Origin of the sequence: Halodesulfurarchaeum formicicum, assembly GCF_001886955.1 — an archaeon.
GTDB classification, from domain to species: Archaea; Halobacteriota; Halobacteria; order Halobacteriales; family Halobacteriaceae; genus Halodesulfurarchaeum; species Halodesulfurarchaeum formicicum.
On sequence record NZ_CP016804.1, the window covers coordinates 1,563,382 to 1,585,939 of the forward strand.

Genomic DNA, 22,558 nt, shown 5'->3' on the forward strand with positions numbered 1-22,558 from the left:
CGATGGTCGGGCCGAAGCTGACTCGCACGCTCTCGCTTGCCCTTCCCATTGTCCTCTGGCAGGGAGCAGTCAGTGCCGGCCTCCTCGATCCGACCTTCGTCCCGCCACCGATAGAAATCGGGCAGCGAACACTCCATCTCCTCACGGAGGCGAACTTCCGCGGGCACGTCTATGCGACTCTGAGGCGGACGGGCCTGGCGGCCGGAAGTTCCGCGCTCTTTGGCATCCCGATCGGGTTCGCGATGGCCGCCAACAAGCGGATTCGGGCCGTCCTCTCGCCGGTGATCTCCGCGATCTTCGCGCTCCCGGTCATCGCGCTCTTCCCGCTTCTCATCCTCGTCATGGGGAGTACGGAGGCCGCGCTGGTGTTTACGGGCGCGGTCGGCTCCTTTATCCTGATCGTCTGGAACGCACGCAACGGCGCGAAGGCCATCGACCCGGTCTACCTCGAAGTAGCCAGGGACAACGGCGCCAGATCCCGACTGGCCCAGCTCCGGGAAGTGTGGCTTCCGGGAGCCCTCCCGCTCGTGTTCGTCGGACTCCGACTCGGGCTGAGCATGTCCCTGTTGATCGTCACGGCCGTGGAGTTCGTCGCCGGAACCGACGGCCTGGGATACGTGCTCTGGATCTCCTGGCAGGCCTCGGTCCTGCCGGACCTCTATGCCACCCTGGTCGTTATCGGGGCCATCGGGGTCCTGGTCACGGACGGCCTGGCAACACTGCGGACTCGGCTCATCCCCTGGGACCGGATGGGGGATCACACCATTATCAACCCCTGACCATGGCCGCACCTCGAATCCAGATCCTGCCAACCCACAGTGAACAGTTCGTGCAAACGTTTGCTCCCGAGCCGGATGCGGTCCAGGAAGAGATGACAGCCCTGGCCGAGGAACGCGGGGACCGGTTCCCCGGCGAAGCCTCGTTCCCGACCGTGGGCCACACCGTCGGCGGATGGCTCCACCAACTGGCCAGTCGCCCCGGAATCGACCGGGTCTTCGAATTCGGGTCGGGCTTTGGCTATTCGGCTTACTGGCTGGCTCGGGCCCTCGATGGCTCGGGCGAACTCGTGTTGACCGAACGCGATCAGGACGAGTTGGACCTCGCGAGAGAGTTCGTGGAACGGGGCGAGTTTCGGGCGTCGATCCGGTTCGAGCAGGGCGATGCCCGGTCGATTTTCGAGCGAACGACGGGGGACTTCGACCTGGTCCTGCTCGATCACAAAAACGACGAGTATCCGGCGGCGTTCGAGACCGTGGCCGATCGCCTCTCAACGGGTGGGCTCCTCGTGGCGGACAACGTCATGACCGCAGCGATCATCGAGACGGAACCGCTTCTGGCGGGCCTGCAGAACGGAACGCTTTCAGCCGATACCAACGCGCACACGCGCGGCGTTTTCGAGTTCCTCCAGGCGGTCCGCACGGAGCCACGGTTCCAGACCCAACTGCTCCCGATCGGTGGCGGAGTGGCCGTTAGCCGTCACGGCGGCGAAATCGGGGACGAGTAGCCCATCGGGCACCCGAAGATCCACCTTAAAGCGACCCGAGCAAATGGCTGTTCTTGAAGTGGGGGCGTGGAAAAAAGGCTGGAAAATGCAGGTGGATCGTTTCGGTCACGGGGAGACTACCCACTGGCATGGACGGACCCGTATCGGAATCAGTCGATAACAAGCGGAAGAGCCAGGGACTCTCGCGACGGGCGTACCTCGCCAGTGCCGGGGTCGCCACCGCGACAGCCCTCGGCGGCTGTCTCGGCGCGGTCGATGGCGGCCCCGAGAAAGTCACCTTCGGCACGCTCACGATCCCAGCCGTGGCAGAAGTGCTGATCGCCCGCGATCGCGGCTACTTCGAGGACCGAAATATCGAACTCGAAGTCAAGCGGATCCAGAGTGCCCCGAAGGCGACCCCACAACTTGCAAGCGGCGATCTGGACGTCGCCACCGGCTCGATCGGGGCCAGTCTCTTCAACTCCGTGGCCCAGGACATCGACATCCGGGTCGTCGCGGACCAGACCCAGTACTGGCCGGGCCAGCCCTCGGCGAACCGAATCTGGGCGCGTTCGGCAGCCGTTCCGGACACCGACTCGATCTACGACCTGCCCGGGGGGTTGACGATCGGCCTGCACGGCTCGGGCAACGTCGACTCGTATGTCTGGGGCCGGATCCTCGCGCTGAACGACATGACCTGGGCGGACGTCTCGACCACCGAGGTCCTCTATACCAACATGCCCGTGACGATGGCCGAGGGACAGATCGACGCCTGCGCGATTCCGGACCCGTTGGGGCTGCAGGTCGCCGACCAGGCGGACGCGACCCAACTGGGCTATGCCTCCATGGTCGCCCCACGGATGCAGATCGGGGCCTACCTGTTCGGCGGCCCATTTGTCGAGGAGCGCCCCGAGGTGGCGACTCGCTGGGTCGAGGCGTACCTCGAAGGCGTCCGAGAGTACTACGAACTCGGCGGGTTCCCGAGCGAGGAGGTCGCGACGATCGTCAGCGAGGCGTTCGACCTGCCCAAGGCGGCCATCCAGGCCTCGATCCCCTCCCTCCCACACAAGAACGGCCACCTCAACGCCGACAGCGTCGAGAACCAGCAGGCGTTCTACGCCTGTCGGGGCAACGTCGAGGAGACGGTGCCCGTCGAGGACGTGATCGACGAGACGTTCCTGGAGTCGGCCCTCGATACGGTCGGCCGACTCGATGATGAGGCCGCCAGGCCCGACGTGGAGACGATCGAACAGTGGGGCGAGAACGCACTGGCCCCCTATCCACCCGTGGGCGAGCGCCGAACCCCGAGTGAGTTCCCCACCGATTCGAGCTGTTAACCTGCCCGATGATCCCACCCGAGAGCGCCCACAGCGACGGACCGACCCCGGCTACGGCCCAGCCGAAACCGGCCGAACAGGTCCGTATTCGTGTCGAAGGTCTGACGATGGCCTACCAGTCCAACGGCACGACCGTCCAGGCCCTCGACGGGATGGAGCTCTCGGTCCGGGACCGGGAGTTCTTCTGTCTGCTCGGGCCCTCCGGCTGTGGGAAATCCACGTTTCTCAGGGGACTCAGTGGACTACTCGAACCCGACACCGGCACGATCGAGATCGAGGAGTCCGCGGCTGACCGCCCCAAGTCCCGGCTCGTCTTTCAGGAGAAGGGGATCTTCCCCTGGAAGACGGTGCTGGAGAACGTGGCATTCGGGCTCAAGATGCGGGACGTGCCGACTCAGAAGCGCCGGGAGATCGCCCGGGAGTACATTCGAAAGGTGAACCTCGACGGGTTCGAGGACGCCTACCCCCATCAGCTATCGGGCGGCATGAAACAGCGGGTGGACATCGCCCGGGCCTTCGCCAACGATCCGGAGGTCCTGCTGATGGACGAGCCCTTCGGTGATCTGGACGCCCAGACCAAACGAGGGCTCCAGGCGGAGCTGATCCGGTTGTGGCGCGAACGGCCGAAGACAGTGGTGTATGTCACCCACGACATCGAGGAGGCCGTCCGCCTGGGCGATCGGCTCGGGGTCATGACCGACCGGCCGGGACAGATCGCCGAGGTAATTGATGTCGACCTCGATCGACCACGGACCAGGGAAACCCTCGATTTCGCCCGGTTCGAGGCGCTCCAGAACCGTGTCTGGTCGATCCTCGATACGGTCGTCAACGACACGGCAGGCCAGGAATGACGGCCGCTCGACGCTCTAGCAGCCGGCTCCTGTTGTTGCTGGGGCCGTTTGTAGCGCTGGGGGTCGTCTGGGAGGCCGGTGCGCGTGGCGGCGTGATCGATGCGCGTTTCTTCCCGCCGCCCACGGCCGTTCTCGGGCTGGCCGTCGAACTGTACGTTCACGGGGACTTTCTGACCCATCTCCTCGCGAGCCTCCGGCGGGTCCTCCTCGGCGGGCTGCTGGGAACGGCGAGTGGAGTGACGATGGGACTGCTCGCCGGTCGAAACGGCGGCGTACGGGCGATTCTCGACCCGCATCTCAGTGTGCTCTACCCGCTCCCGAAGATCGCCATCCTGCCGGTGATGTTCTCGATCTTCGGCGTGAGCGAGACGGCCCGGATCCTCACGATGGCACTCGCGGTGTTTCTCCTGGTGACGATCAACACCATGGACGCCGTGACACAGATCGAAGACCAGTACATCGCCGCGGCGAGGGACAACGGGGCCGGTCGCGTGGCCATCTACCGGGAGGTCGTCCTGCCCAGCATTCTCCCACAGGTCGCGAGCGGGTTGAGTCTCGGGCTCGGCATCGCCGTGGTCCTCCTGGTCATCATCGAGATGGTCGCGGCGGACAGCGGCCTGGGCTATGTGATCTGGACGTCCTGGCAGCAGTTCAAGATCCTGGAGCTGTACGTGGCCCTGTTCTCGATCAACGTGCTCGGCCTGGTCTTCGTCCACGGACCGGAGGAGATCGGCGACTGGCTCACTCCCTGGCAGCAGCAATAAAACACGACCCAACACATCCATGACACCCGACACAGACGACGATCGATCGAGTCTCGAATTCACGGACACCGTGCGAGCCGATACGGACAAACAGACCCTCTGGGAGTTCATCTCCGATGCCCAGAACCTCGCGGACGTGGTTCCGGGGGCCAAAAATGTCACCAGACACACAGAACGGCGCTATGCCCTCGAGATCGAGCGTGGGATCGGCCACGTCTCGGTCTCGCTCGACGGGGAGTTCGAACTCGTCGAGATGGACGAACCGGACTGGATCATCGCGGAGGGGGAGGCCTTTGACGCCACGACCGGCAGTACCTTCGACGTGCTCGCGGCGATGGAGATGCAGGAGACCGAAACCGGCGAAGTCGATCTCTCCTACGCGGCCGAACTGTTCTACACCGGCGGCGTCGCTAGCCTCGGTGCTCGACTCCTGAAGAAGTTCATCGAGGGCGACGTCGATCGATACTTCGAGAACGTAAAATCGCGGGTCGAAGTGGACTGAGGCCGAGTGGCTTACACGACCGTGAACTCGTTGGCGACGTGGGCAGTGGCCCCGACCTCGCCGGAGCTAACATCGTCGTCGGCGGGCACGAGTTCGACGGTGTACGTGTAACTGCCCGACTCGGCGTCCTCGGGGATGTAGAAGGTCGCGTTCCAGTTGAGATCCTCGGTGGGCTCGCCCTCGTCGTCAATGCCGGCCCATTCCAGGTCGAGGGTCTCGCCGAAGCCGTCGATAGTAATCGTCGCGGACTCGATGCCCGCGATGACGTCCTCCTGGTCGCCGTCGGCTGGCCCGACCGGGTTCCCGGTCCGTCCCTCGTAGACGCCGATGTCGAAGCCGACCATCATCCCGGGCGCGAACTGTCGACTCGGCTGACACGAGGAGATGAACTCGTTGTCGCCGTAGCCGTCCATCCCCGCCGAGCCAGCGTAGACGTCATCAGTGATGACGTAGTTCCGCGGATCGGTGTACTCGATAACCGTAAAGGAGCTCTCCAGAATGCCGACCCGCTGGAACTCGGCGTCGCCGTCGGTGACCTCGACGGTGTAGGTGATCGTCCCGGGGGAGACATCCTCGGGGATGGCCCAGCTCCCACTCCACTCGTCAGCGGGATGTTCCTCGTCGTCCCCACTCCAGGCCAGCTCGACCGAGCCGTGCCCATCGATGTTGACGACGACCGATTCGAGTTCGTCGTTCCCCAGGATCTCGCCCGTTTCGGGATCGTATACACCGATCTTGAAGACCGGGTGCATGCCCGGCACGAACATCCGGGAGGGCGAACAGGCCTGTGCGAAGCCGGCGTTCTCCGGAACGTACGACGAACTGACGATGATGTCGTCGGTGACGACGTAGTCTTCCGGCTCGGGTTCCGCAGTGGTGGTCGGTTCGCCGTTGCCGTCCGTACAGCCGGCGAGACTGACCGTCGCGAAACCGGCGGCCGTTCCAGCGACGAACTTCCGGCGCGAGAGGTTAGATCCGATGCGCGCGTTTCTATCAGGTTCCATTGCAATTTCTCCTACCAACCCTACTTCAAAAGGGGTTCATGAGCACAATTTAGGTCATTAAGTAGGGGTCAGAAATTTCGGCAATAGAAGGCGTGAAATACCGAACGAGCGATTTCGAGCGGCGAGTTGCACGTCACACTCTCGGATTGGTCCGGCCACCCCGGGACGTACCCGCATGCGTGCCAGAAAAGCGTGCAGCCGCGGTCAGTGCCCTGTCGGTTCGGACTCCTCCAGGCCGAGGTCCTGGTGTGTGGTCGGGCCCGGGACCGGTTCGACTTCGACCCCTTCCGGCTCGTCGCCGACGTAGATCACGTTCGGATCCGAGACCTCCGAACGGGCCTTGAACGTCTCGGACTCGTCGTAGTCTTCGAGGTACTGGTTCGGCGCGCTCTCGGGGTCGTTGAGGTCCCCGAAGTGAATCGCGTCGACCGGACAGGCCTCCTCACAGGCGGTCGTACCGCGGAGTTCGTCGTCCCACTCGCGGTGGATGCAGAAGGTACACTTGCTGCAGGAGCCCTCCGGCGGCGTACCGGCGAGCCAGTGGCCCTCCGCGTCCCGGCGCTGGCCCTCGAACGGGCCGTCCAGGTACTCGGGGACGCCGGTCCCGACAAACGAGTTCACGTGATACGGGCAGGCGACCTCACAGTACTTGCAGCCCAGACAGGTGTCATAATCACAGACCGTCCGGCCGTTCTCGGTCTTGAACCGGGAGTTGTTCGGACAGACCTCGATACACGGGGCGTCCTCACAGTGCTGACAGGGTCGCTGCAGGGAGTCACAGTCCGTGGGCCCATCGTACTCCTCGTCGGCCCGCTGATAGCGGTGGACCTCCATCCAGAAGTGGCCCTCCGGCGTGTGGTTCTCCTCCTTGCAGGCCTCCACACAGGAGAGACACTTGATGCAGGTTTCCGTGTCCAGCACCATCCCGCGCTGGACGGAACTGCCCGAATCGGACTGCGCAGCGGCGTTGTTCGAAGACACGCCCGCGCCCACGGCCGCGGCTCCCACAGCGGCCACACCGGCGGCTTTCAGCACGGATCGCCGCGAGGCCTGGTCCATGACCGAGGGGGTACCCGGCATCGAAGCGCCGGCCGTGCCGCCGGTGAGGTCCGTGCCGAACTCCTCGGCCACGTCCTCGGCGTACCGGTCCTCGAATTCGGCCCGGGAGAGTTCACCCGCCGAGACCCGGCGGGCGTCCGTGGCCATCTGTTTCCCGAGTGTCTCGTCTGCGTCGACGTCCGCGAGGATGTCCCCGACCACGTCGTCGATGTCGTCTGTGTCTATCTTGTCAGTCATGAGTTATCACGCACCGATGATCGGCACGTTCAGCGCGCCGAAGATGATCGTGAGCCGAAGCAGGAGGCCACCGACGACCACGAGGCCGAACTTGAGGACGTAGGCCCCACGGACCCGGCGCAGGGTTTTCGCGTTCCCGTGGAGGTCGACCCGCCGCTCGACGAGGATCAGGGCCGCCGAGAGGACCAGTGGCGCCACCAGTCCGACACCGACCACGCCGCCCCAGAACAGGAGCCAGCCGTCCTGCATGATGTACTGGACGGTTTCGACGGCGGTCGAGTTGCCGTTCTGCAGTGTCACCAGCAGGACCGCGAGCACACCCATCTCGGCGAGGATGATCGCGTCGTCGGCGAGGCTGAACGTCTCCACGCCAGTTTCGATGATGCCCTGTGTCAGGGTGGTTAACCCGAAGACGGCCGCGATGCCGATCGAGAGGCTACTGGTCAGGAACAGAAGCGGGAGCCAGGTCGGGTCCCACAGCGGAACGACCGCCCCGACCGCGCTGATCAGCAGTGCCGTGTAGACCGCCAGCAGGATGCCGATGGCGATTCCGAAGGCGGTGATTCCCCGTCGAACCGGTTCGGAGGGGCGAGTTACCCTGGCGAGGGTGTCGATCGGTCCGAGGGTCACCGCAAAGCCGTTCTCGCGACCGAAGCCCAGCCAGAGAGCCTGCACGAAGGCGAGGAGCGTGAACAGGACGATGACCCAGATCCCGATCGTCATCCAGGACTGGGAGTTCGTGAACAGCCAGAACTTCAGCACGTTCAGCGGTTCGCCGAGGTGTGAGACCAGCAAGACCCCACCGACGGCGATCGCCCCGACCGCGATCACCATGCTCCAGCGGGCCGTGGCGAAGTAGGAGTCCCGACGTTCCGGGTGTCTGGTACTGAGGAGGTCGGCGACGGCCCCGGCGACGTACGCCCCGCCGGCCAGGCCGCCCAGGAACAGATAGATCCCGATCGAAAGCCCCCAGAACTCGGCGGGCAGGAGCGGATTTACCATGGATATCCCTCCGCGTACGCCCGGGGACAACCGGGATGTGCGGTACTCGTGTGTGTGAACGAGACGGTCGAATCCATATCCACTGGTAGTTTACGGTCGGGCATAGGGGTGGTCGTTAATTTTGCAGAGTTTTTTATACCGGAGCGACACGGTACCACGGCAGTCTGGCGGCCCCGGCCGAATTTGAACCTAGACTGCGTCCGCGTCGTCTTTCACGCCAGTCGTGATCTCGAAGTCCTGCTTGGGCGAACCCACACACGTGAGGACATAGCCCGCTTCGACCTGTTCGTCGCTGAGATACTGGTTGCCGTCGTGGTCGACGTACTCGCTACCAGCACCCGGAACCTCCGAGGTACACTCCCCACAGACGCCATGCTCACACTCGTATGGCACGTCCAGGTCGTTATCCAGGGCCGAGTCGAGCAGCGTCTGGGTGGCCGGCACATCGGTCGTGGCACCCTGAACGGTCCAGTCGATCGAGAAGGACTCAACGTCGGCCGCGGTGGTCGTCTCCTCGGTTTCCGCACCGTCGGGCGAGTAGGCGTCAGCCGCGTCCTGCTTGCCGGTCTCGATGGAGAAATCCTGTTTCGGGGAGGCGACACAGGGAAGCACGAACCCGCCGGCGATCTGCTCGTCGCTCAGATAGTCGGCACCGGTGTGCTCGACGTAGTCGGTCCCGTCGCCGGGAACCGTGGAGGTACAGACCCCACAGATCCCCTGTTCGCACTGGTATGGAACGTCGAGCCCTTCGTCGATGGCCACGTCGAGCAGGACCTCGTTGCTGGCGACCGCAGTCGTCGCCCCCTGGACAGTCCACTCGATGTCGAATGTCTCGACGGGACCGGTGGTCGTCCCCTCGCCACCCTCGGTGGTTGGTACTGGAGTGGGATCGTCCGCGCGCGGGCCGGTCTCGTCGTCCCCCAGGATGCCAAGACAGCCAGCCGTCGAGAGCAGGCCCGCGCTGCCGAGCGCGGCCAAAAGATTTCTTCGATTGAGGTGTTCACCGGCCGGGGTCGGTTGTCTGTCGCCGTCGGAACGCTGTTGCTCCGCCATGTGCAACGGAACGCGAGCCCCCGGCTTTCGGGTTCGGATTAATAATGGAGGCTATTAAGCCGGCAGTGGTCAGTCAAGATCACGGAACGCGGACTCGAAGTCCGATTCGGTCTCGAGGGCCCCTTCCAGATCCCCTTCGAGAGTCTCGATCTCGGCTTTCAATTCGGCGTACTCCTCGCTGGCCTCCAGTTCCGAGGCCGGTTTCGAGGACTCCAGTGCGGCCTTCTTCGAGGTCAGCGCGTAGTACTCCTGCATCGCGTCGTCGTACTCCTTCCGGTCGAGCAGGGACTCGATAGCCGACTCCAGGCCCTCCCGGTCGATGGGCTTCGTGAGATAATCGTCAAAGCCCATCTCGATGACATCGAAGTCCGGGTCGACGGCCGTGACCATCGCGACCCGGCAGTCATAGCCCCGGTCCCGGATCTCCTCGAGGACCTCGTCCCCGGACAGCCCCGGCATGCGACGGTCGAGGAGGACCACGTCGACGGACTCGTCGAGTTCCGCAAGCGCCTCCTCCCCGCTGTTCGCCATCCGCACGTCGTACGCTGCCTCGAGCCAGACGCCGAAGAGTTCGGTGATGTTCACCTCGTCGTCGACGATCAGGACGGTCGGCGTAGCTTCACTCATGTGTGCTTGTCCCCGCGCCCACATTCCGCGTTTCTTCCTGGCCCCTTCGCAGTGCTCCCAGCCGAAACTGCGATATCCGACGTCTCCGAAACCGGCCTGCGGGTCAGTACCATCTCGATATCTGCCTTTGGTGGAGGGGTATAAAAAAGCCACCGGGTACGTATCGGCAGGTTGGGAATCCCTTCGGGGTCGACAATCGCCGAAGGCTTATACCGACCGGGCCGTCGACAGCACGTATGAGCGACGAACACGGGAGTACCCGCGCCCATACGGTTCGGCTCGAACTGGTCGACGAGCCGGGCGAACTTCTGCGGGCGCTGGAACCGATCGCCGAGAACGGCGGCAACCTGCTCAGTATCTTTCACGAGCGGGGCTCGGTCACCCCGCGGGGACGGATCCCCGTCGAGATCGATCTGGAGTGTGCGCCCGAACAGCTCGAACAGATCACCGCGGCGCTCAGGGATCGCGGGATCAACGTCATCCAGGCCGGAACCGAGAAGTACGGTGAGGAGGTGCTGGTGCTCCTGATCGGCGCCCGCCTGGAGGAGGACCTCTCGGCGACCATCGAACGCATCGAGTCCGAGACCCCGGCCTCGGTCATCGACCTCTCGCTCTCGGGAGCGACCGACTCGGAGGCCGTCTCCAGCGGTCGGTTCCGGCTGGCACTCGAAGCCGGTGCAGCGGACGCAGCACTCGACGCCGTCCGGCAGGTGGCCACGGACATGGATCTGCGGTTCGTCGCCCCGCTCGTGGAGGGATCACGATGAAACTCGCTGTCATGGGGGCCGGCGATGTCGGGCAGTCCGTCGCCCGTCTGGCCGGGGAGTACGGCCACACTGTCACGGCCATCGCCGATTCGAGCAGTGCCGTCTGGGACGAGAACGGTGTCGATGTCACGGAGGCACTCACACGCAAAAGCGAGTCGGGTGCGGTCGGCCCGAACGATCCCGAGGGCGTTCTCGGAGCCGAATACGACGTGCTGATCGAAGCAACCCCGACCACGCTGGGCGACGCCGAACCCGGATTCGGTCACGTGACCACAGCCCTCGAACGGGACCGGGATGTCGTCCTCGCGAACAAGGGCCCGGTCGCCCAGCGGTACGACGACCTCGCCGCAGTTGCCGCCGACAGCGAGGGGGCTGTTCGGTTCGAAGCCACCGTGGGCGGAGCGATCCCCGCGATCGCGACCGCCGAGGGCCTCGGCCCCGAGCACGTCACGGCCGCACGCGGGGTGTTGAATGGAACGGCGAACTTCATTCTCTCGCGGATGCAGGCCGAGGGACTGGCCTACGAACACGTCCTGGCGGAGGCCCAGGACCTGGGCGTCGCCGAAACCGATCCCAGCTTCGACGTGGAGGGGACCGACGCCGCGCTGAAGGGAGTGATCCTGGCGAACGTCCTCGACGGTGGCGGTCACACACTCGCCGACGCTCGCATCGAGGGCATCAAAGACCTCCCGGCAAACGCGCTGGACGTCGCCGCCGACGACGGGATGACCGTCCGCCTGATCGCAGAAGCCACCGCCGACCGGATCAGGGTTGGGCCGCGGCTGGTTCCGGAGAACTCCACGCTCGCGGTGACGGGCACCATGAACATCCTGCAGTTCGACACCCAGCACGCGGGGCAGTTGAACATCAGCGGTCGCGGCGCGGGCGGCCCGGAAACCGCCTCCGCGGTCCTCGCGGACGTCGACCGATTGAGCTGTGATACGACTTCGAGCGTCCGAACCGGCTCTCGATAGGGGGGTCATCCGGGCCGCCGCGAACGTGCCCAAAAGACAAACCACCCGACGGCGTCGGGATGGGTGTCAGGCGCTTTCGAAATGGTTTTAATCCGAACTGTCGAAGGGATTCCACAGAGCGCGTATAAAGCGCGAATACGATCATGAGCGACAAACCACACCAGAACTTGGCCATCATCGGCCACGTGGACCACGGGAAGAGTACGCTCGTGGGCCGACTCCTCTTCGAAACGGGGAGCGTTCCCGAGCACGTCATCGAACAGCACCGAGAAGAAGCCGAAGAGAAGGGCAAGGGCGGATTCGAGTTCGCCTACGTCATGGACAACCTCGCCGAGGAGCGTGAGCGTGGGGTCACCATCGACATCGCCCACCAGGAGTTCGAGACGGACACATACAACTACACCATCGTCGACACGCCGGGTCACCGTGACTTCGTGAAGAACATGATCACGGGGGCCTCCCAGGCTGACAACGCCGTTCTCGTCGTCGCGGCGGACGACGGCGTCCAGCCGCAGACCCAGGAACACGTCTTCCTGGCTCGCACCCTCGGTATCGAGGAACTCATCATCGGCGTCAACAAGATGGACCTCGTCGACTACGAGCAGAACACCTACGACGAGACCGTCGAGGAAGTCAAGGGACTGCTCAAGCAGGTCCAGTTCGACTCGGACAACGCGAGTTTCATCCCGATCTCGGCCTTCGAGGGCGACAACATCTCCGAACACTCGGAGAACACGCCGTGGTACGACGGCGAGACCATCCTCGAGGCACTCAACGGCCTGCCCGAGCCCTCGCCGCCGACGGACGCGCCGCTCCGCCTGCCGATCCAGGACGTCTACACCATCTCCGGCATCGGGACGGTCCCGGTCGGCCGCGTCGAGACCGGTACCATGCACCCCGGTGACATGGTCTCCTTCCAGCCCTCCGACGTCGGTGGGGAGGTCAAGACCATCGAGATGCACCACGAGGAAGTCGACATGGCCGGCCCCGGTGACAACGTCGGGTTCAACGTCCGTGGCATCGGCAAGGACGACATCCGCCGCGGTGACGTCCTCGGTCCCGCCGACGATCCGCCCACGGTCGCCGAGACCTTCACGGCCCAGATCGTCGTGATGCAGCATCCGAGTGTCATCACTGCCGGCTACACCCCGGTCTTCCACGCGCACACGGCGCAGGTCGCCTGTACCATCGAGGAGATCAACAAGAAGATCGACCCGTCCTCGGGTCAGGTCGAGGAGGAGAACCCCGACTTCATCCAGTCCGGCGACGCCGCGGTCGTCACCGTCCGCCCGCAGAAGCCGTTCAGCATCGAACCGTCCAGCGAAATCCCCGAACTGGGCTCCTTCGCGGTTCGTGACATGGGTCAGACCATCGCCGCCGGGAAGGTCCTCTCCGTCACCGAGTCCGAATAATGCAGCAAGCACGCGTGCGTCTCGCCGGCGTGAGTCCGGATGCGCTCGACGACATCTCGACCGACGTCCGGGAGATCGCCGAGAAGACCGGCGTCAGCATGAGCGGTCCGGTCCCGCTGCCCACCAAGACCCTGGAGGTTCCGGCCCGGAAGTCCCCCGACGGCGAGGGGACCGCCACCTGGGAACACTGGGAGATGCGGGTCCACAAGCGGCTGATCGACATCGACGCCGACGAACGCGCACTGCGCCAGCTCATGCGGATCCAGGTCCCCAACGACGTCTCCATCGAGATCGTCCTCGAGGACTAACCGGTATTCGCGCTCTCGTGCTGGCCGCGATTCTGTTTCGACGGTAAAGCAGAATCCTCAAGGCATCGCAGTGGATACGAATGATTGCGCGGGCTCGTAGATCAGTGGCAGATCGCTTCCTTCGCAAGGAAGAGGCCCCGGGTTCAAATCCCGGCGAGTCCATCGGAGCGAACGAGTTTTGCGAGTGAGCGAATGGACGAGCCGAGCGTTCGCGGAGCAAACGCGTGGATTTGAAGCCCTGGAAGGCGCAGCGCCGAACGGAGTGAGGCGACCGTCTTCCTCCGGGTTCAAATCCCGGCGAGTCCATAACTGTCGCGCATCTTCTCGAAGGTCTCAAAATCACGTAGCTTGGGCCTTCAATTTTGCATTCTCCGAAAATTTACCCCGGAATAGGGGTACCCAAAATCACCGAAGTAACGGAGCGACTGAATCCGGCTCTCCGCCGGTTGGTGGTTTTGTCGAATTATCGGGGTGGTCTGCGTGACCGAGTGGGAGCAATACGTGGCCTACCAGTGCCGGGTCTGCTATGATGAGTTCGCAAGCCAAACGCTTCGAGAATTACGGTCAATGGGAACAGGTTGCTATCCTGGCCGGCCCTGTTCTGATCGCCGGTGATTTGAACCGTAGAATACTACTGCATATCACTGGTAGCTGGTTTTAGCGGTTAATCGACCTGAATTAGGCATTACCAACAGATTTTATAGGCACCACTCTCTACCTACTGGTAATGAAAGAGGAAGGCCTGTCAATGGCACGTGAACATCGTGAGGCGAATAGCGAGTTCTACTTCGCCATGGGACGGGCGGAGCATACAGATTCCTTTGGCGTCGCTGAATAACTCCCCTACAGAATTTCTCTCGCATAGTTAAGAATCAACCGTAGCTTGTGCTCTGGTGGTTCATGTCTTTTGTCCCCATCTCCACAGAGAACGCGCCGAAAGTATCGGTGCCACACTTGGTAAAGAGCGTCCCGTTTCCAAAGAGTGTCAAATCGGACGTCGGTTAAGAGAACACGAGCGATTTTGGACTCCAATACTACACGCCCGATATTGTCACCAATTGGAAGCGGCCCATCCATTAAGGTCCTATAGAGTACGGAAAGTGTGTTCATCGCAGTACGGTGATTAGCATCAGGAAAAAAATGAAGCCCTGCAATGGCCCTGACCCAATGGGCACTCTGTTGTGGAATGGGTTCATGCGTTGGAAACTCTCTCATAATACGATTTAGGTCGGTTTCGGAAACGTTTCCAATTTTGTGTCGTGTTTTTTCTGGTGAATCCTGAATCCAACCATACTCTTCTGCTGAATCATCGATGATATCAAAATTTACAGCGATGATTGTCTCCCCGTCTAAGTTGGAAAAATCATTAAGATGCCAGTTTGAGTCGGGAAAGGTCCTATCATCAATTTCGGCAACCATGAAAAGCCCGTCTTTGGATGGAAGTGATTCTTCACCCTCAGATACGCTCCTACCAAAGTCAGTCATCTCATAGGTGTCATGAGATAAAGATTGCACAAGGCCGATACGTTTTAAATCCCGAAGTTGGAGCCTAATTACATTCTCACGAAAGCGTTGTTGGGAGAGTTCACCGGGGCTCGCGTGTTCAAATTCAACAAGCTTTGCCAGTATATCCCTATCCGAGATATACATCGGTTCAGAGGGGTCGATAAATTCACGATAAGAGTGGGACCGATTCGGTAGCGTCACTGATGCGATAGTAGCGGGCTATATCACAAAATAAGCTTGGGATTGTGTGCCTCGTCTCACATCTTGGAATGAAGGGTTCCAGATTTTATTAAGGAACTCCTGTCTTCGTTTTTGCTTTCCTTCGGGGCCGCCATGTCGTGATGTTTGTCGAGAACCACGCCACTAACATCCATTCGGTCGGATGCAACGTCCTTTGGGATGTTCCCGTTCCAATGAGCAGTAATTGACCTTCGACGAATTGCGTGCGGGCTCACAGATGACGGACATTTCGAGGCGTGGGCATTGGTCGTAGCCTCACATTTGTCGCGTGACCGTCCATGTGGGGATTCATCTGCGTAGTATGGACGAGTGAGCCTGTAGATATCAAACGAGTGTGCCACAGCAGATAGAATAAGGCATTACGAAACATTGCGTACTCGAACCGTTCGAGATAGTCAAGAATCCTCTGTGATTCCTCCTAAAATAGTATCGTCTCCCGGACTTCGTCTTCACGACCGAGGTCCGGCAATGTAAGCCGCTGGTTGATATCCGTCGGTGTGACTCCCAGCCGTTCACAGACTTGAAAGAATAATCGAACGGCCCCGAGTTGGTTCTTTAGCGTGATGGACTTGAGGTCTTCCGCCCTCCATTTCTTGAACTCGTTTTGGCCCACTTATCGAAACAGGTTAACCCGTCAGTAGAAGAGTACAGGGAGATGTCCGTCCTCCGAGCACGACTTGGAATTTCTCGACGGAACTTCTGGATCGGACTAGGGGGGTTCCATACCTTGCTTGGCACCGGGTTCCTGACAGGAACGGTCGTCACCGCGTCAGTGACGACGGCAATCGTGCTGTACTTCGTCGCCCTGGGGATGTTTGGGTGGGCACTGGCACGTTCACGATGAGCCAGTGCAGATAGAAATGGATTCGATGCCAACGGCGAATCTTCTTTACAGCGAACAGCCCTAGCACAATTATGACTGAACTCGAAAGCGACGAGTTCTACGAAGCCCACGCCGAGTACTGTGGCATCTGTGCGAACGCGAACCGGCTCAAGGTCCTGGATCTGCTCAAGTCCGGCGATTCCTACTCGGTCTCGACGATCGAAGAGAAGACTGGCATCCCCCAGTCGACACTCTCCCAGCATCTCAAAGTCATGCGCGATCAGGGGATGCTCACCCGCGAGCGGGATGGCGTGCGAAACTTCTACTCGATCGCTGATGACCGGATCGTCGACGGCATCGAAGTCATCCAGGGCGTGATCAGAGATCAACTGAACGAGTGACGTGGGGTCGGACGATCACGCGGTGGCTCCCGTCCGGGGGCGCTCCCAGACGTTTGCCCCACGCCACTTCGAGATGGTCCGGGACAGGAAAACGGCAGCCAGCAACAACACACCGGCACCAGCCACGAGCACGCCGAGCGCGGCCCCGACTACCGAGAGGATCATCCCCAGCCCGGCGACGGTCAGCAGACAGCCGGCGTATGTCCCCGGGCCACAGAGACAGATCCCGTACTGGCCCAGACTCAGCCGTGTACACGAGTTCTCCAGATCCGTCGCCTGGAGGATCGCGTTGCGGAACGCGGTCTCGTCCAGGTCCGCGGTCGGAATCCGGTACTCCGCCGTGTCCGTTTCGAGGGTGATGGCCCGACAGAGCATCCCCTCACACCGCAGCGCCGTGATATCCGCGAGCGGAACCGAGAAGTCGAGTGCCGAGTCGATCTCGACGCCCGCCAGCGGGTTCACGGAGACGGTCTCCCCGGTGACGACGACCGCCGTATCGACCGTCGAAACGTCGTCTCGGCTCCGGGTCTGCCCACGAAACTGTACCGCTCGTCCGGTCGATTGGGGTTGGCTGGGTGGTGGCATCAGGTTTTCCTCCGGTTAATATTAGGATACTCAAATATTTAGATCTATGGATATTTAGGATCACGGAGAGGTTTCGTCCGTTCAGAATGTGCCTGGTTCCGGACTCCTTCGTATGCGCCTTGTCAAAAGCACGCAAGGGCCCTCATGGCGAGGAACTATTAGTTGGACTGGTTACCAATTCCTGAGAAAGGCCACCGGGAACTTGGTTCGTCCACGCCAACTGGTGTATGTTGACAGTATCGAGCCGCCCGGGGGAACCATTAGGTTACGTGCGAACCAATACCAACCATGGACATCGCAGACATCGTCTCGGAAGATTACGTCACTCGCTCACCGGACACCACCGTCTCGGAACTCGTCGGGACCTTCGAGGACCCCTCGGTCCCGGGAGTTATCGTCGCGGGCGATACCTTCGAGGGGGTCGTCACCCGACGCCAGCTCGCGAGCTCCCAGCACCAGCCAAACGAGAAGCTCAACTCGCTCGTCTGGCACGTCCCGCAGCTCACTCCCGACGAGGACATCCGGAAGGTCGCCCAGCTCATGATCGATAGCGACTCCCAGTTGCTTCCCGTCTTCGAGGGCGAGTCCCTCATTGGAGTCGTGACCGCAAACGACATCCTGCGGAAGGTCCAGCCGTATCTCGACGCGGCGACGGTTCAGGAAGCCGCGACGACGGATCTGGTGACCCTCGATCCCGAGTCGACCTTCGGCGATGCGTTACACATCTTCCGCGAGAATCGCATTACCCACCTGCCAGTCGTGGAGGCTGGCTCCGCTGTCGGGGTGGTGAGCCTCTATGACGTCACCAACATGACGGTTCGCTCCGTGGACCGCAGCCAGGGCGGCGACGCTTCAGGCACTGATCCCCACGGCGGTGACGTCTCGGCCAGCACGGGCCGGTCTGGACGGGGCGGATTCGGCGCCCGAGAAGGCGAGCTCGCTCGAATGCTCGACCTTCCGGTGCGAAACATTATGAACAGCCCGGCCAGAACGATCGACCCGACCGAGACCCTCGACGTCGCCGTCGAAAAGCTGTTCGAGGACAGCGGATCGTCCCTGGTGGTCGTCGAGGAGGGCTCCCCACACGGCATCCTCACGAAAACAGACATCCTCGACTCCCTGACCTGGGAAGCCGGGGGGAACCGGGCCGTCCAGGTTTACGGGAGCGACCTGGTCGATGACATCAGCTACGAGGATATCGTCGCCATGATCGACAAGTTCGACGATCGCGATCACGGGATGTCGGTCCTCGACGCGAAGGTGCATCTCCACAAACACGACGAGAAGTTGCGGGGGACGCCGCTGCTGCTCGCCCGGATCCGTCTGTACACCGACCAGGGCCTGTACATCGCCTCCGGCGAAGGCTACGGTGCCAGTCACGCCATCAACGAGGCTCGTGACGTTCTCGAACGCCAGATCCGGGACAAGAAGACCTACGGGAAGTCCAAGAAGCCACGGTCAGAGGAGTTCTGGGAGAAGCGCTTCGGATGGATGCTCGAGGCCGAGGAGTAGCCGCTCTCCCGCCCCCAACATCTTGGAATCATAACCAATAGCTATGTGAGAGGGTCCCGTAGCATGAACCACCGAGCGAGGAGAATCACCATGGACACCGCACCACGGGACAGGAACCCGCCGGGGCCACTCACGACCGAAGGTGGAGAACCATTTATGGCGAACGTCACCAGAGACGCCAACGGGGAGTGGATCTGCACGATATCGCCGGTTCCCGAAAGCGCCCAGCGGCTTCTCTCGGAGTGGGTATCGGCCACCGGGGAGGACTTCGTGTCCCTCGAAGATATGCGGTAGCTACAGGAACTCCGTCTCCGCAGCCCGCTGAGAGCGACAGTCCGGACAGACCTCCAGATCGAGTGCTTCGAGTGCCGCCTCGTCCAGTTGGGCCTCCATCTCTTCGATACCCGCCCGAGAGGCAAACGGCTCGCCGCACACCCGGCACTCGACCATCTCTTTTTCGACGACGACGTCCCGTTCCGGGACGGCCCCGTTCTCCAGGGGCACCCGTGGACTGACGTCGATCACGTCCTCCGGACAGGCCGTCTCGCAATGGCCACAGCCGACACAGGCCTCGGGATCGAAGTGCAGTTGCCCCTCGGTCTGTTCGAGCGCCCCGGTCGGGCACACGTCGTGACAGGTAGTACAGAGCGTGCAACCCGACTCCTCGACCGTGACGGTCCCCGAGCCTGGCGCCGCGACCATGCTCGCATTGCTGCCGTGCCCGGCCGCGAGTGCCACACTCGCATCGAGACCGAGGGCGTGACGGGAGTCGGTCCGCACGGAACCGGTCTCGACGGCGTCGATCGAATCGGCAACGAGACCGTCCATTGCCCGGGCAAGCGCGTCGGGGTCAGCAGTGTTTGCCACCGCCACCCGCTCCCCGAGGCCGAGATCGTCGAGGGCCAGGTTCGCCTGCCGGACCGCATCCTCGACGGGTTCGGTCGCCCGGTCGGGGTCACTCGCCAGCAACACGCCATCGGCCCCCAGCGCCACGGCATAGATCGCCACCGCGTCCGAGACCGAGAGCACGTTCGGAAGCACGATGGGGATAACTGGCGGCACCGACCGAGAACTGAGGGTGGCCCGCACGGCCGGTTCGATCGCCTCGCTCACGAAGACCACGCCGAACGGTGTGGCACTGCCACCCCACGGCAGACTGGACCCGGCGGTCGCGTCGGCCACCGGACCGATCGCCGCCTCGACGAAGTCCGCCGTCGTCGCCACGTCGTGAGCCCGGGTGGGTTCGATGGACGCGGTCGGACAGACCGAGACGCAGGTCCCACACGCGACACAGCGGTCGGGTTCGATGCTGACGCCCCCGTCGTGGGCGAGTGAGATCGAGATGGCGTCGTTCGGACAGGCCTCCTCGCAGGCCGAACAGCCCTCGTTGCCCGCTGTGCCGACGGCACAGGTGCTGTGATCGACTGTCACCTCCGGTCGGGCTCGCATCCAGGCCGCCCGGTTCACGGCCCCGGCGACGCCAGTTCGAATCGTGTGCACCCAGCGGTCCGCTGCCAGGGGGCCCTGGTGATTCGGCCAGACGACCTGGCTCGCTTCTACCTGTTCGACGAGTGGCTCATCGGCCGGCCGGATCGCGTCGGCCGGACAGACCGCCGGCTCCACGGTGTCCGCTGTGACCTGGACCGGTACGTCAGTCGTCGCCTCGGGATAGCGCCGAAGACAGCGCCCACAGCCCGTGCAGTCCTCGGTCACCCACGTTTCGAGTTGCACTTCGTAGCCGCCACCCACACGCTCCAGGGCGGTTGCAGTCCCGCGCCGCACAGTCACCGAATCGGGAAGTGACGTGCCCGCCAGGTCCTGGTGATCGGCGATCAGCGTCACGTCGACGTTTCCGGCCAGGTCCCGGGCGACCAGCGGGTCTCCGACGACGACCACGTGCTCGCCCGACGGGGCGGGATCGAGATCGATCTCCGGCCGGATCGCGAGCTGTCGGACGGCCGCGTTCGCGGCGCCAGCCACCACGGCCGTCCCGACCGCCGAGTCGACGGACGCACCGATGAAGGGGCTCACGCGGTCCGTTCGGTAGCCGGCTTCCTCGAGGGCCTCCAGGAGTTCGGTGACGACCGGCCCGTCGCCGGCGACGAAGAGGACTGCGTCCGTGTCAGCGTCCTCGATTCGCTCGGCGATGGCCTCGCGATGGTCCGCGACCGCGCTCGTGAGAATCGCCTCCTCGACGTCGATCGCCTCGGCGACGGCGTTGCGGTCGATGTCGGCCGTCCCGCGACAATCACTGATGACGGCGACAGTCATTGACGGACCCCCTGCCGGCTGGCGTCGAAAGCCACGACTCCTGCGACGAGGTCCGCGATCGCCTCGTAGAACGGTTCATCCGTCTGCTCGTGGATGTCCTGGGCGAGGTCATCGAACCAGTCCCCGTGCTCGCGGAGGAAGGGGGCCGTCCGGTCCCCGTCGGTCGCCGTCAGCTCCCGCAGCACCGCGAGTTCGACGGCCGCGTGGTCGGCCTCCTCCTTGCGATCCGGAGCGGAAGCGATCCCGAGGGCCTGGTAGGTCTCTTTGACGGCCGCGAGCGGTTCCCCGAGGTAGTCCCCGGCGTAGTAGGACTCGTGGATCTGGAGCTTGGGGCGTGGGCCGATGAAGAGTCGGGTGAACTCCGACGCGAGTCGGTCGGCCTCCGCGGCCGGATCCTCGACGGTCTCGCCCCAGGCATCGAGGCCTTCGAGGCCGGCGGCCAACCGGTCGTTCGGAGCGACCCCGGGATCGGGTAGCGGCCCCGAGGCGAGGGCGGCGACAGTCTCCTCGTCCGGTGGATCCGCGAACACACCCGCGAGCAGGTCATAGAGCTGTGCCATCGTTGCGTCGTCGGTGTCCTCCGTACTCATTGTCTTGAAGTTCGCATTTGAAAGTGAAAAGTTCGCCTATCAGTCCCCGAATCGGAGCGTGATGCCGTAGAGCAGGGCCACCAGTCCGACCAGAATCACGATGACCACCAGGTTGAACCCGACGGTCCAGAATATCCCGGCCGGCCCCTCGAGGATCGTCTCGGGACGCTCCAGGAGATAGAGAGTCTCCTGGGTCCCCGGAATGGGAGCCAGGATCCGGTCGATCAGGACCCCCGAGTAGACGACGGCGAACACGAACAGCACCGCGAACACACCGAGGACCTGGATGAACCGGTCGCCGCTGCCGCCGTCCGAGCGGGTTTGGCCGGCATCCACCCAGCCCGCCCACTCCTCTCGGGCCCGGTCGAGGGAGACTCGACCGGTGAAGATCGAGGTGTCGAGCGGGAACTGGAGGAGATGGGTGTCATAGAGGTGGAAGGTCACGCCCATCAGGAGCGTGAAGGCAAAGACCACGTGGAGGTCACTCGCGACCAGGAAGGCGGGGCGATAACGGAGCAACAGCCCGGGGAACGTGAGCACGAGTCCCGTCGCCGTGAGGACGGTGAGTTCCACGGCGATGATCAGCACCTCGGATTTCTGAATCCAGGTGTACTTCCCGGGGCGTGGCTCTGGGCCGCGACCAAGGATGTGGTAGTTTACATACGTGATCAGCTCCCGGATCGTACTCGGGCCGGGAAGCCACTTGGTCGGGAAGTCCCCAGTCGCCAGGCCGGTGAGCGCAAAGACGAGATAGTAGAGCAGGGTGACGAACAGGGCCACACCGGCGATGATGTGGATCAGGATGATGGACTCGTTGCCCAGCAGGGACACGATCCATCCGACCTGGCCGCCGAAGGTGATCGCGACCCCGGTCAGGAAGAGGATCAGGATGGCCGCGGCCATCAGGAAGTGAACGTACACCTGGACGGCCGAGAACCGGGAGATCTCCTCGGAGCCGCTCATCGATCCACACCTCCCGGGTGCGTGCGCAGCGAGAGCAGCAGCAACACCGAGACGGTCGCGACCAGGCCGGTGAGGTACACGCCGAGCAGGCCACGGAGCAACACCCAGTTGCCAGACATGGACTCGTACTGGGAGACCCCTTCACCAACGAGCGCCAGCGTGTCGCGCATCCACACGCCGGTCGTGAGCCCCGGCGACAGGCCGTTCAGCCAGGCCAGTACTCCGGCGGCGATCAGGACCGCGGCGACTGCGGCGACAGCGTGACGGACGTAATCTGCGTTCATCGA

At 63.0% G+C, this 22,558-nt stretch carries 24 protein-coding genes and 1 tRNA gene; 14 read left to right on the top strand and 11 right to left on the bottom strand.

All coding sequences use genetic code 11. The features are described from left to right. Positions 1-2 precede the first annotated feature (2 nt). The 6 genes from HSR6_RS08085 (at position 3) to HSR6_RS08110 (ending at position 4,937) form a co-directional block, all read left to right on the top strand. Positions 3-779: an ABC transporter permease gene (locus HSR6_RS08085; protein ID WP_070365396.1), complete on the top strand. Its 777-nt coding sequence runs from the start codon at positions 3-5 to the stop codon at positions 777-779. 50 nt (positions 780-829) lie between these two features. Next, positions 830-1,504 carry an O-methyltransferase gene (locus HSR6_RS08090; protein WP_233488535.1) on the top strand — a complete coding sequence of 225 codons (675 nt, stop codon included), beginning with the start codon at positions 830-832 and terminating at the stop codon, positions 1,502-1,504. A 128-nt stretch (positions 1,505-1,632) separates the two neighbouring features. Then, positions 1,633-2,820: an ABC transporter substrate-binding protein gene (locus HSR6_RS08095; RefSeq protein WP_071933305.1), complete on the top strand. Its 1,188-nt coding sequence runs from the start codon at positions 1,633-1,635 to the stop codon at positions 2,818-2,820. 8 nt (positions 2,821-2,828) lie between these two features. Continuing rightward, positions 2,829-3,671: an ABC transporter ATP-binding protein gene (locus tag HSR6_RS08100; protein WP_199399059.1), complete on the top strand. Its 843-nt coding sequence runs from the start codon at positions 2,829-2,831 to the stop codon at positions 3,669-3,671. After that, a complete protein-coding gene (locus tag HSR6_RS08105; protein ID WP_070365399.1) occupies positions 3,668-4,435 on the top strand; it encodes an ABC transporter permease in 768 nt (255 codons plus the stop codon). Before HSR6_RS08100 ends, HSR6_RS08105 begins: the two co-directional genes overlap by 4 nt. Before the next feature lie 19 nt (positions 4,436-4,454). Next, a complete protein-coding gene (locus HSR6_RS08110) occupies positions 4,455-4,937 on the top strand; it encodes a CoxG family protein (RefSeq protein WP_070365400.1) in 483 nt (160 codons plus the stop codon). Positions 4,938-4,948: 11 nt separating this feature from the next. Here HSR6_RS08110 and HSR6_RS08115 read toward each other — a convergent pair whose 3' ends face one another. The 5 genes from HSR6_RS08115 to HSR6_RS08135 all read right to left on the bottom strand — a co-directional run bounded on the left by HSR6_RS08115 (position 4,949) and on the right by HSR6_RS08135 (position 9,919). Next, positions 4,949-5,941: a hypothetical protein gene (locus HSR6_RS08115; RefSeq protein ID WP_083258890.1), complete on the bottom strand. Its 993-nt coding sequence runs from the start codon at positions 5,939-5,941 to the stop codon at positions 4,949-4,951. A 204-nt stretch (positions 5,942-6,145) separates the two neighbouring features. Next, positions 6,146-7,237 carry a 4Fe-4S ferredoxin N-terminal domain-containing protein gene (locus tag HSR6_RS08120; protein ID WP_070365401.1) on the bottom strand — a complete coding sequence of 364 codons (1,092 nt, stop codon included), beginning with the start codon at positions 7,235-7,237 and terminating at the stop codon, positions 6,146-6,148. 6 nt (positions 7,238-7,243) lie between these two features. Further along, a complete protein-coding gene (gene nrfD, locus HSR6_RS08125) occupies positions 7,244-8,239 on the bottom strand; it encodes an NrfD/PsrC family molybdoenzyme membrane anchor subunit (protein ID WP_070365402.1) in 996 nt (331 codons plus the stop codon). A gap of 189 nt (positions 8,240-8,428) precedes the next feature. Then, a complete protein-coding gene (locus tag HSR6_RS08130; protein ID WP_071933306.1) occupies positions 8,429-9,292 on the bottom strand; it encodes a 2Fe-2S iron-sulfur cluster-binding protein in 864 nt (287 codons plus the stop codon). A gap of 69 nt (positions 9,293-9,361) precedes the next feature. After that, the gene (locus HSR6_RS08135; protein ID WP_070365404.1) at positions 9,362-9,919 is read right to left on the bottom strand and encodes a response regulator; all 558 of its coding nucleotides are present in this window, start codon (positions 9,917-9,919) and stop codon (positions 9,362-9,364) included. A 236-nt stretch (positions 9,920-10,155) separates the two neighbouring features. On the opposite strand from HSR6_RS08135, the gene HSR6_RS08140 reads away from it, so the two are divergent. The 5 genes from HSR6_RS08140 (at position 10,156) to HSR6_RS08160 (ending at position 13,542) form a co-directional block, all read left to right on the top strand. Further along, positions 10,156-10,686, top strand: a complete 531-nt coding sequence (locus tag HSR6_RS08140) for an amino acid-binding protein (protein WP_070365405.1) — start codon at positions 10,156-10,158, stop codon at positions 10,684-10,686. Continuing rightward, a complete protein-coding gene (locus tag HSR6_RS08145; RefSeq protein ID WP_070365406.1) occupies positions 10,683-11,660 on the top strand; it encodes a homoserine dehydrogenase in 978 nt (325 codons plus the stop codon). Before HSR6_RS08140 ends, HSR6_RS08145 begins: the two co-directional genes overlap by 4 nt. 143 nt (positions 11,661-11,803) lie before the next feature. Then, entirely contained in the window at positions 11,804-13,072 is a 1,269-nt protein-coding gene (tuf, locus tag HSR6_RS08150; RefSeq protein ID WP_071933307.1) for a translation elongation factor EF-1 subunit alpha, read from the top strand. After that, the gene (rpsJ, locus tag HSR6_RS08155; RefSeq protein ID WP_198400454.1) at positions 13,069-13,380 is read left to right on the top strand and encodes a 30S ribosomal protein S10; all 312 of its coding nucleotides are present in this window, start codon (positions 13,069-13,071) and stop codon (positions 13,378-13,380) included. The genes tuf and rpsJ overlap by 4 nt, the downstream gene beginning before the upstream one ends. 90 nt (positions 13,381-13,470) lie before the next feature. Continuing rightward, positions 13,471-13,542: transfer RNA gene (locus HSR6_RS08160), tRNA-Ala, on the top strand. Positions 13,543-14,223: 681 nt separating this feature from the next. Here the strand turns inward: HSR6_RS08160 and HSR6_RS10920 are convergent. Further along, positions 14,224-15,030 (bottom strand): hypothetical protein, encoded by an 807-nt coding sequence (locus HSR6_RS10920; RefSeq protein ID WP_071933308.1) that lies wholly within the window; start codon positions 15,028-15,030, stop codon positions 14,224-14,226. A gap of 1,011 nt (positions 15,031-16,041) precedes the next feature. Here HSR6_RS10920 and HSR6_RS08175 point away from each other — a divergent pair. Then, positions 16,042-16,350, top strand: coding sequence for an ArsR/SmtB family transcription factor (locus HSR6_RS08175; RefSeq protein ID WP_071933310.1), 309 nt, complete (start codon positions 16,042-16,044; stop codon positions 16,348-16,350). A 15-nt stretch (positions 16,351-16,365) separates the two neighbouring features. Here HSR6_RS08175 and HSR6_RS08180 read toward each other — a convergent pair whose 3' ends face one another. After that, the gene (locus tag HSR6_RS08180; protein ID WP_071933311.1) at positions 16,366-16,935 is read right to left on the bottom strand and encodes a hypothetical protein; all 570 of its coding nucleotides are present in this window, start codon (positions 16,933-16,935) and stop codon (positions 16,366-16,368) included. Between the two features lie 288 nt (positions 16,936-17,223). Between HSR6_RS08180 and HSR6_RS08185 the strand changes: the two genes are divergently transcribed. Together HSR6_RS08185 and HSR6_RS08190 are read left to right on the top strand one after the other, a co-directional pair. Next, positions 17,224-18,447: a CBS domain-containing protein gene (locus tag HSR6_RS08185; RefSeq protein WP_070365413.1), complete on the top strand. Its 1,224-nt coding sequence runs from the start codon at positions 17,224-17,226 to the stop codon at positions 18,445-18,447. A gap of 90 nt (positions 18,448-18,537) precedes the next feature. Next, positions 18,538-18,741 (top strand): DUF7511 domain-containing protein, encoded by a 204-nt coding sequence (locus tag HSR6_RS08190; protein WP_148661820.1) that lies wholly within the window; start codon positions 18,538-18,540, stop codon positions 18,739-18,741. Here the strand turns inward: HSR6_RS08190 and HSR6_RS08195 are convergent, their stop codons facing one another. Genes HSR6_RS08195 through HSR6_RS08210 form a run of 4 tightly spaced genes read right to left on the bottom strand, consistent with a single transcriptional unit; the run spans position 18,742 to position 22,555 of the window. Further along, positions 18,742-20,718: a 4Fe-4S binding protein gene (locus tag HSR6_RS08195; protein ID WP_071933313.1), complete on the bottom strand. Its 1,977-nt coding sequence runs from the start codon at positions 20,716-20,718 to the stop codon at positions 18,742-18,744. It lies immediately after the preceding gene. Next, the gene (locus HSR6_RS08200; protein WP_070365415.1) at positions 20,715-21,308 is read right to left on the bottom strand and encodes a TorD/DmsD family molecular chaperone; all 594 of its coding nucleotides are present in this window, start codon (positions 21,306-21,308) and stop codon (positions 20,715-20,717) included. The genes HSR6_RS08195 and HSR6_RS08200 overlap by 4 nt, the downstream gene beginning before the upstream one ends. Before the next feature lie 39 nt (positions 21,309-21,347). After that, complete coding sequence (locus tag HSR6_RS08205) at positions 21,348-22,271, bottom strand: cytochrome b/b6 domain-containing protein (RefSeq protein WP_071933314.1); 924 nt, start codon at positions 22,269-22,271, stop codon at positions 21,348-21,350. Continuing rightward, complete coding sequence (locus HSR6_RS08210; protein WP_070365417.1) at positions 22,268-22,555, bottom strand: hypothetical protein; 288 nt, start codon at positions 22,553-22,555, stop codon at positions 22,268-22,270. Before HSR6_RS08210 ends, HSR6_RS08205 begins: the two co-directional genes overlap by 4 nt. Between the last annotated feature and the right edge of the window lie 3 nt (positions 22,556-22,558).

Excerpts from the sequence above, each read along its gene's own strand:
- HSR6_RS08085 (WP_070365396.1), top strand. The coding sequence starts at position 3 with ATGGTCGGGCCGAAGCTGACTCGCACGCTCTCGCTTGCCCTTCCCATT.
- HSR6_RS08095 (WP_071933305.1), top strand. The coding sequence starts at position 1,633 with ATGGACGGACCCGTATCGGAATCAGTCGATAACAAGCGGAAGAGCCAG.
- HSR6_RS08100 (WP_199399059.1), top strand. The coding sequence starts at position 2,829 with ATGATCCCACCCGAGAGCGCCCACAGCGACGGACCGACCCCGGCTACG.
- HSR6_RS08105 (WP_070365399.1), top strand. The coding sequence starts at position 3,668 with ATGACGGCCGCTCGACGCTCTAGCAGCCGGCTCCTGTTGTTGCTGGGG.
- HSR6_RS08110 (WP_070365400.1), top strand. The coding sequence starts at position 4,455 with ATGACACCCGACACAGACGACGATCGATCGAGTCTCGAATTCACGGAC.
- HSR6_RS08115 (WP_083258890.1), bottom strand. The coding sequence starts at position 5,941 with ATGGAACCTGATAGAAACGCGCGCATCGGATCTAACCTCTCGCGCCGG.
- HSR6_RS08120 (WP_070365401.1), bottom strand. The coding sequence starts at position 7,237 with ATGACTGACAAGATAGACACAGACGACATCGACGACGTGGTCGGGGAC.
- nrfD (WP_070365402.1), bottom strand. The coding sequence starts at position 8,239 with ATGGTAAATCCGCTCCTGCCCGCCGAGTTCTGGGGGCTTTCGATCGGG.
- HSR6_RS08130 (WP_071933306.1), bottom strand. The coding sequence starts at position 9,292 with ATGGCGGAGCAACAGCGTTCCGACGGCGACAGACAACCGACCCCGGCC.
- HSR6_RS08135 (WP_070365404.1), bottom strand. The coding sequence starts at position 9,919 with ATGAGTGAAGCTACGCCGACCGTCCTGATCGTCGACGACGAGGTGAAC.
- HSR6_RS08140 (WP_070365405.1), top strand. The coding sequence starts at position 10,156 with ATGAGCGACGAACACGGGAGTACCCGCGCCCATACGGTTCGGCTCGAA.
- HSR6_RS08145 (WP_070365406.1), top strand. The coding sequence starts at position 10,683 with ATGAAACTCGCTGTCATGGGGGCCGGCGATGTCGGGCAGTCCGTCGCC.
- tuf (WP_071933307.1), top strand. The coding sequence starts at position 11,804 with ATGAGCGACAAACCACACCAGAACTTGGCCATCATCGGCCACGTGGAC.
- HSR6_RS10920 (WP_071933308.1), bottom strand. The coding sequence starts at position 15,030 with ATGTATATCTCGGATAGGGATATACTGGCAAAGCTTGTTGAATTTGAA.
- HSR6_RS08175 (WP_071933310.1), top strand. The coding sequence starts at position 16,042 with ATGACTGAACTCGAAAGCGACGAGTTCTACGAAGCCCACGCCGAGTAC.
- HSR6_RS08180 (WP_071933311.1), bottom strand. The coding sequence starts at position 16,935 with ATGCCACCACCCAGCCAACCCCAATCGACCGGACGAGCGGTACAGTTT.
- HSR6_RS08185 (WP_070365413.1), top strand. The coding sequence starts at position 17,224 with ATGGACATCGCAGACATCGTCTCGGAAGATTACGTCACTCGCTCACCG.
- HSR6_RS08190 (WP_148661820.1), top strand. The coding sequence starts at position 18,538 with ATGGACACCGCACCACGGGACAGGAACCCGCCGGGGCCACTCACGACC.
- HSR6_RS08195 (WP_071933313.1), bottom strand. The coding sequence starts at position 20,718 with ATGACTGTCGCCGTCATCAGTGATTGTCGCGGGACGGCCGACATCGAC.
- HSR6_RS08200 (WP_070365415.1), bottom strand. The coding sequence starts at position 21,308 with ATGAGTACGGAGGACACCGACGACGCAACGATGGCACAGCTCTATGAC.
- HSR6_RS08205 (WP_071933314.1), bottom strand. The coding sequence starts at position 22,271 with ATGAGCGGCTCCGAGGAGATCTCCCGGTTCTCGGCCGTCCAGGTGTAC.
- HSR6_RS08210 (WP_070365417.1), bottom strand. The coding sequence starts at position 22,555 with ATGAACGCAGATTACGTCCGTCACGCTGTCGCCGCAGTCGCCGCGGTC.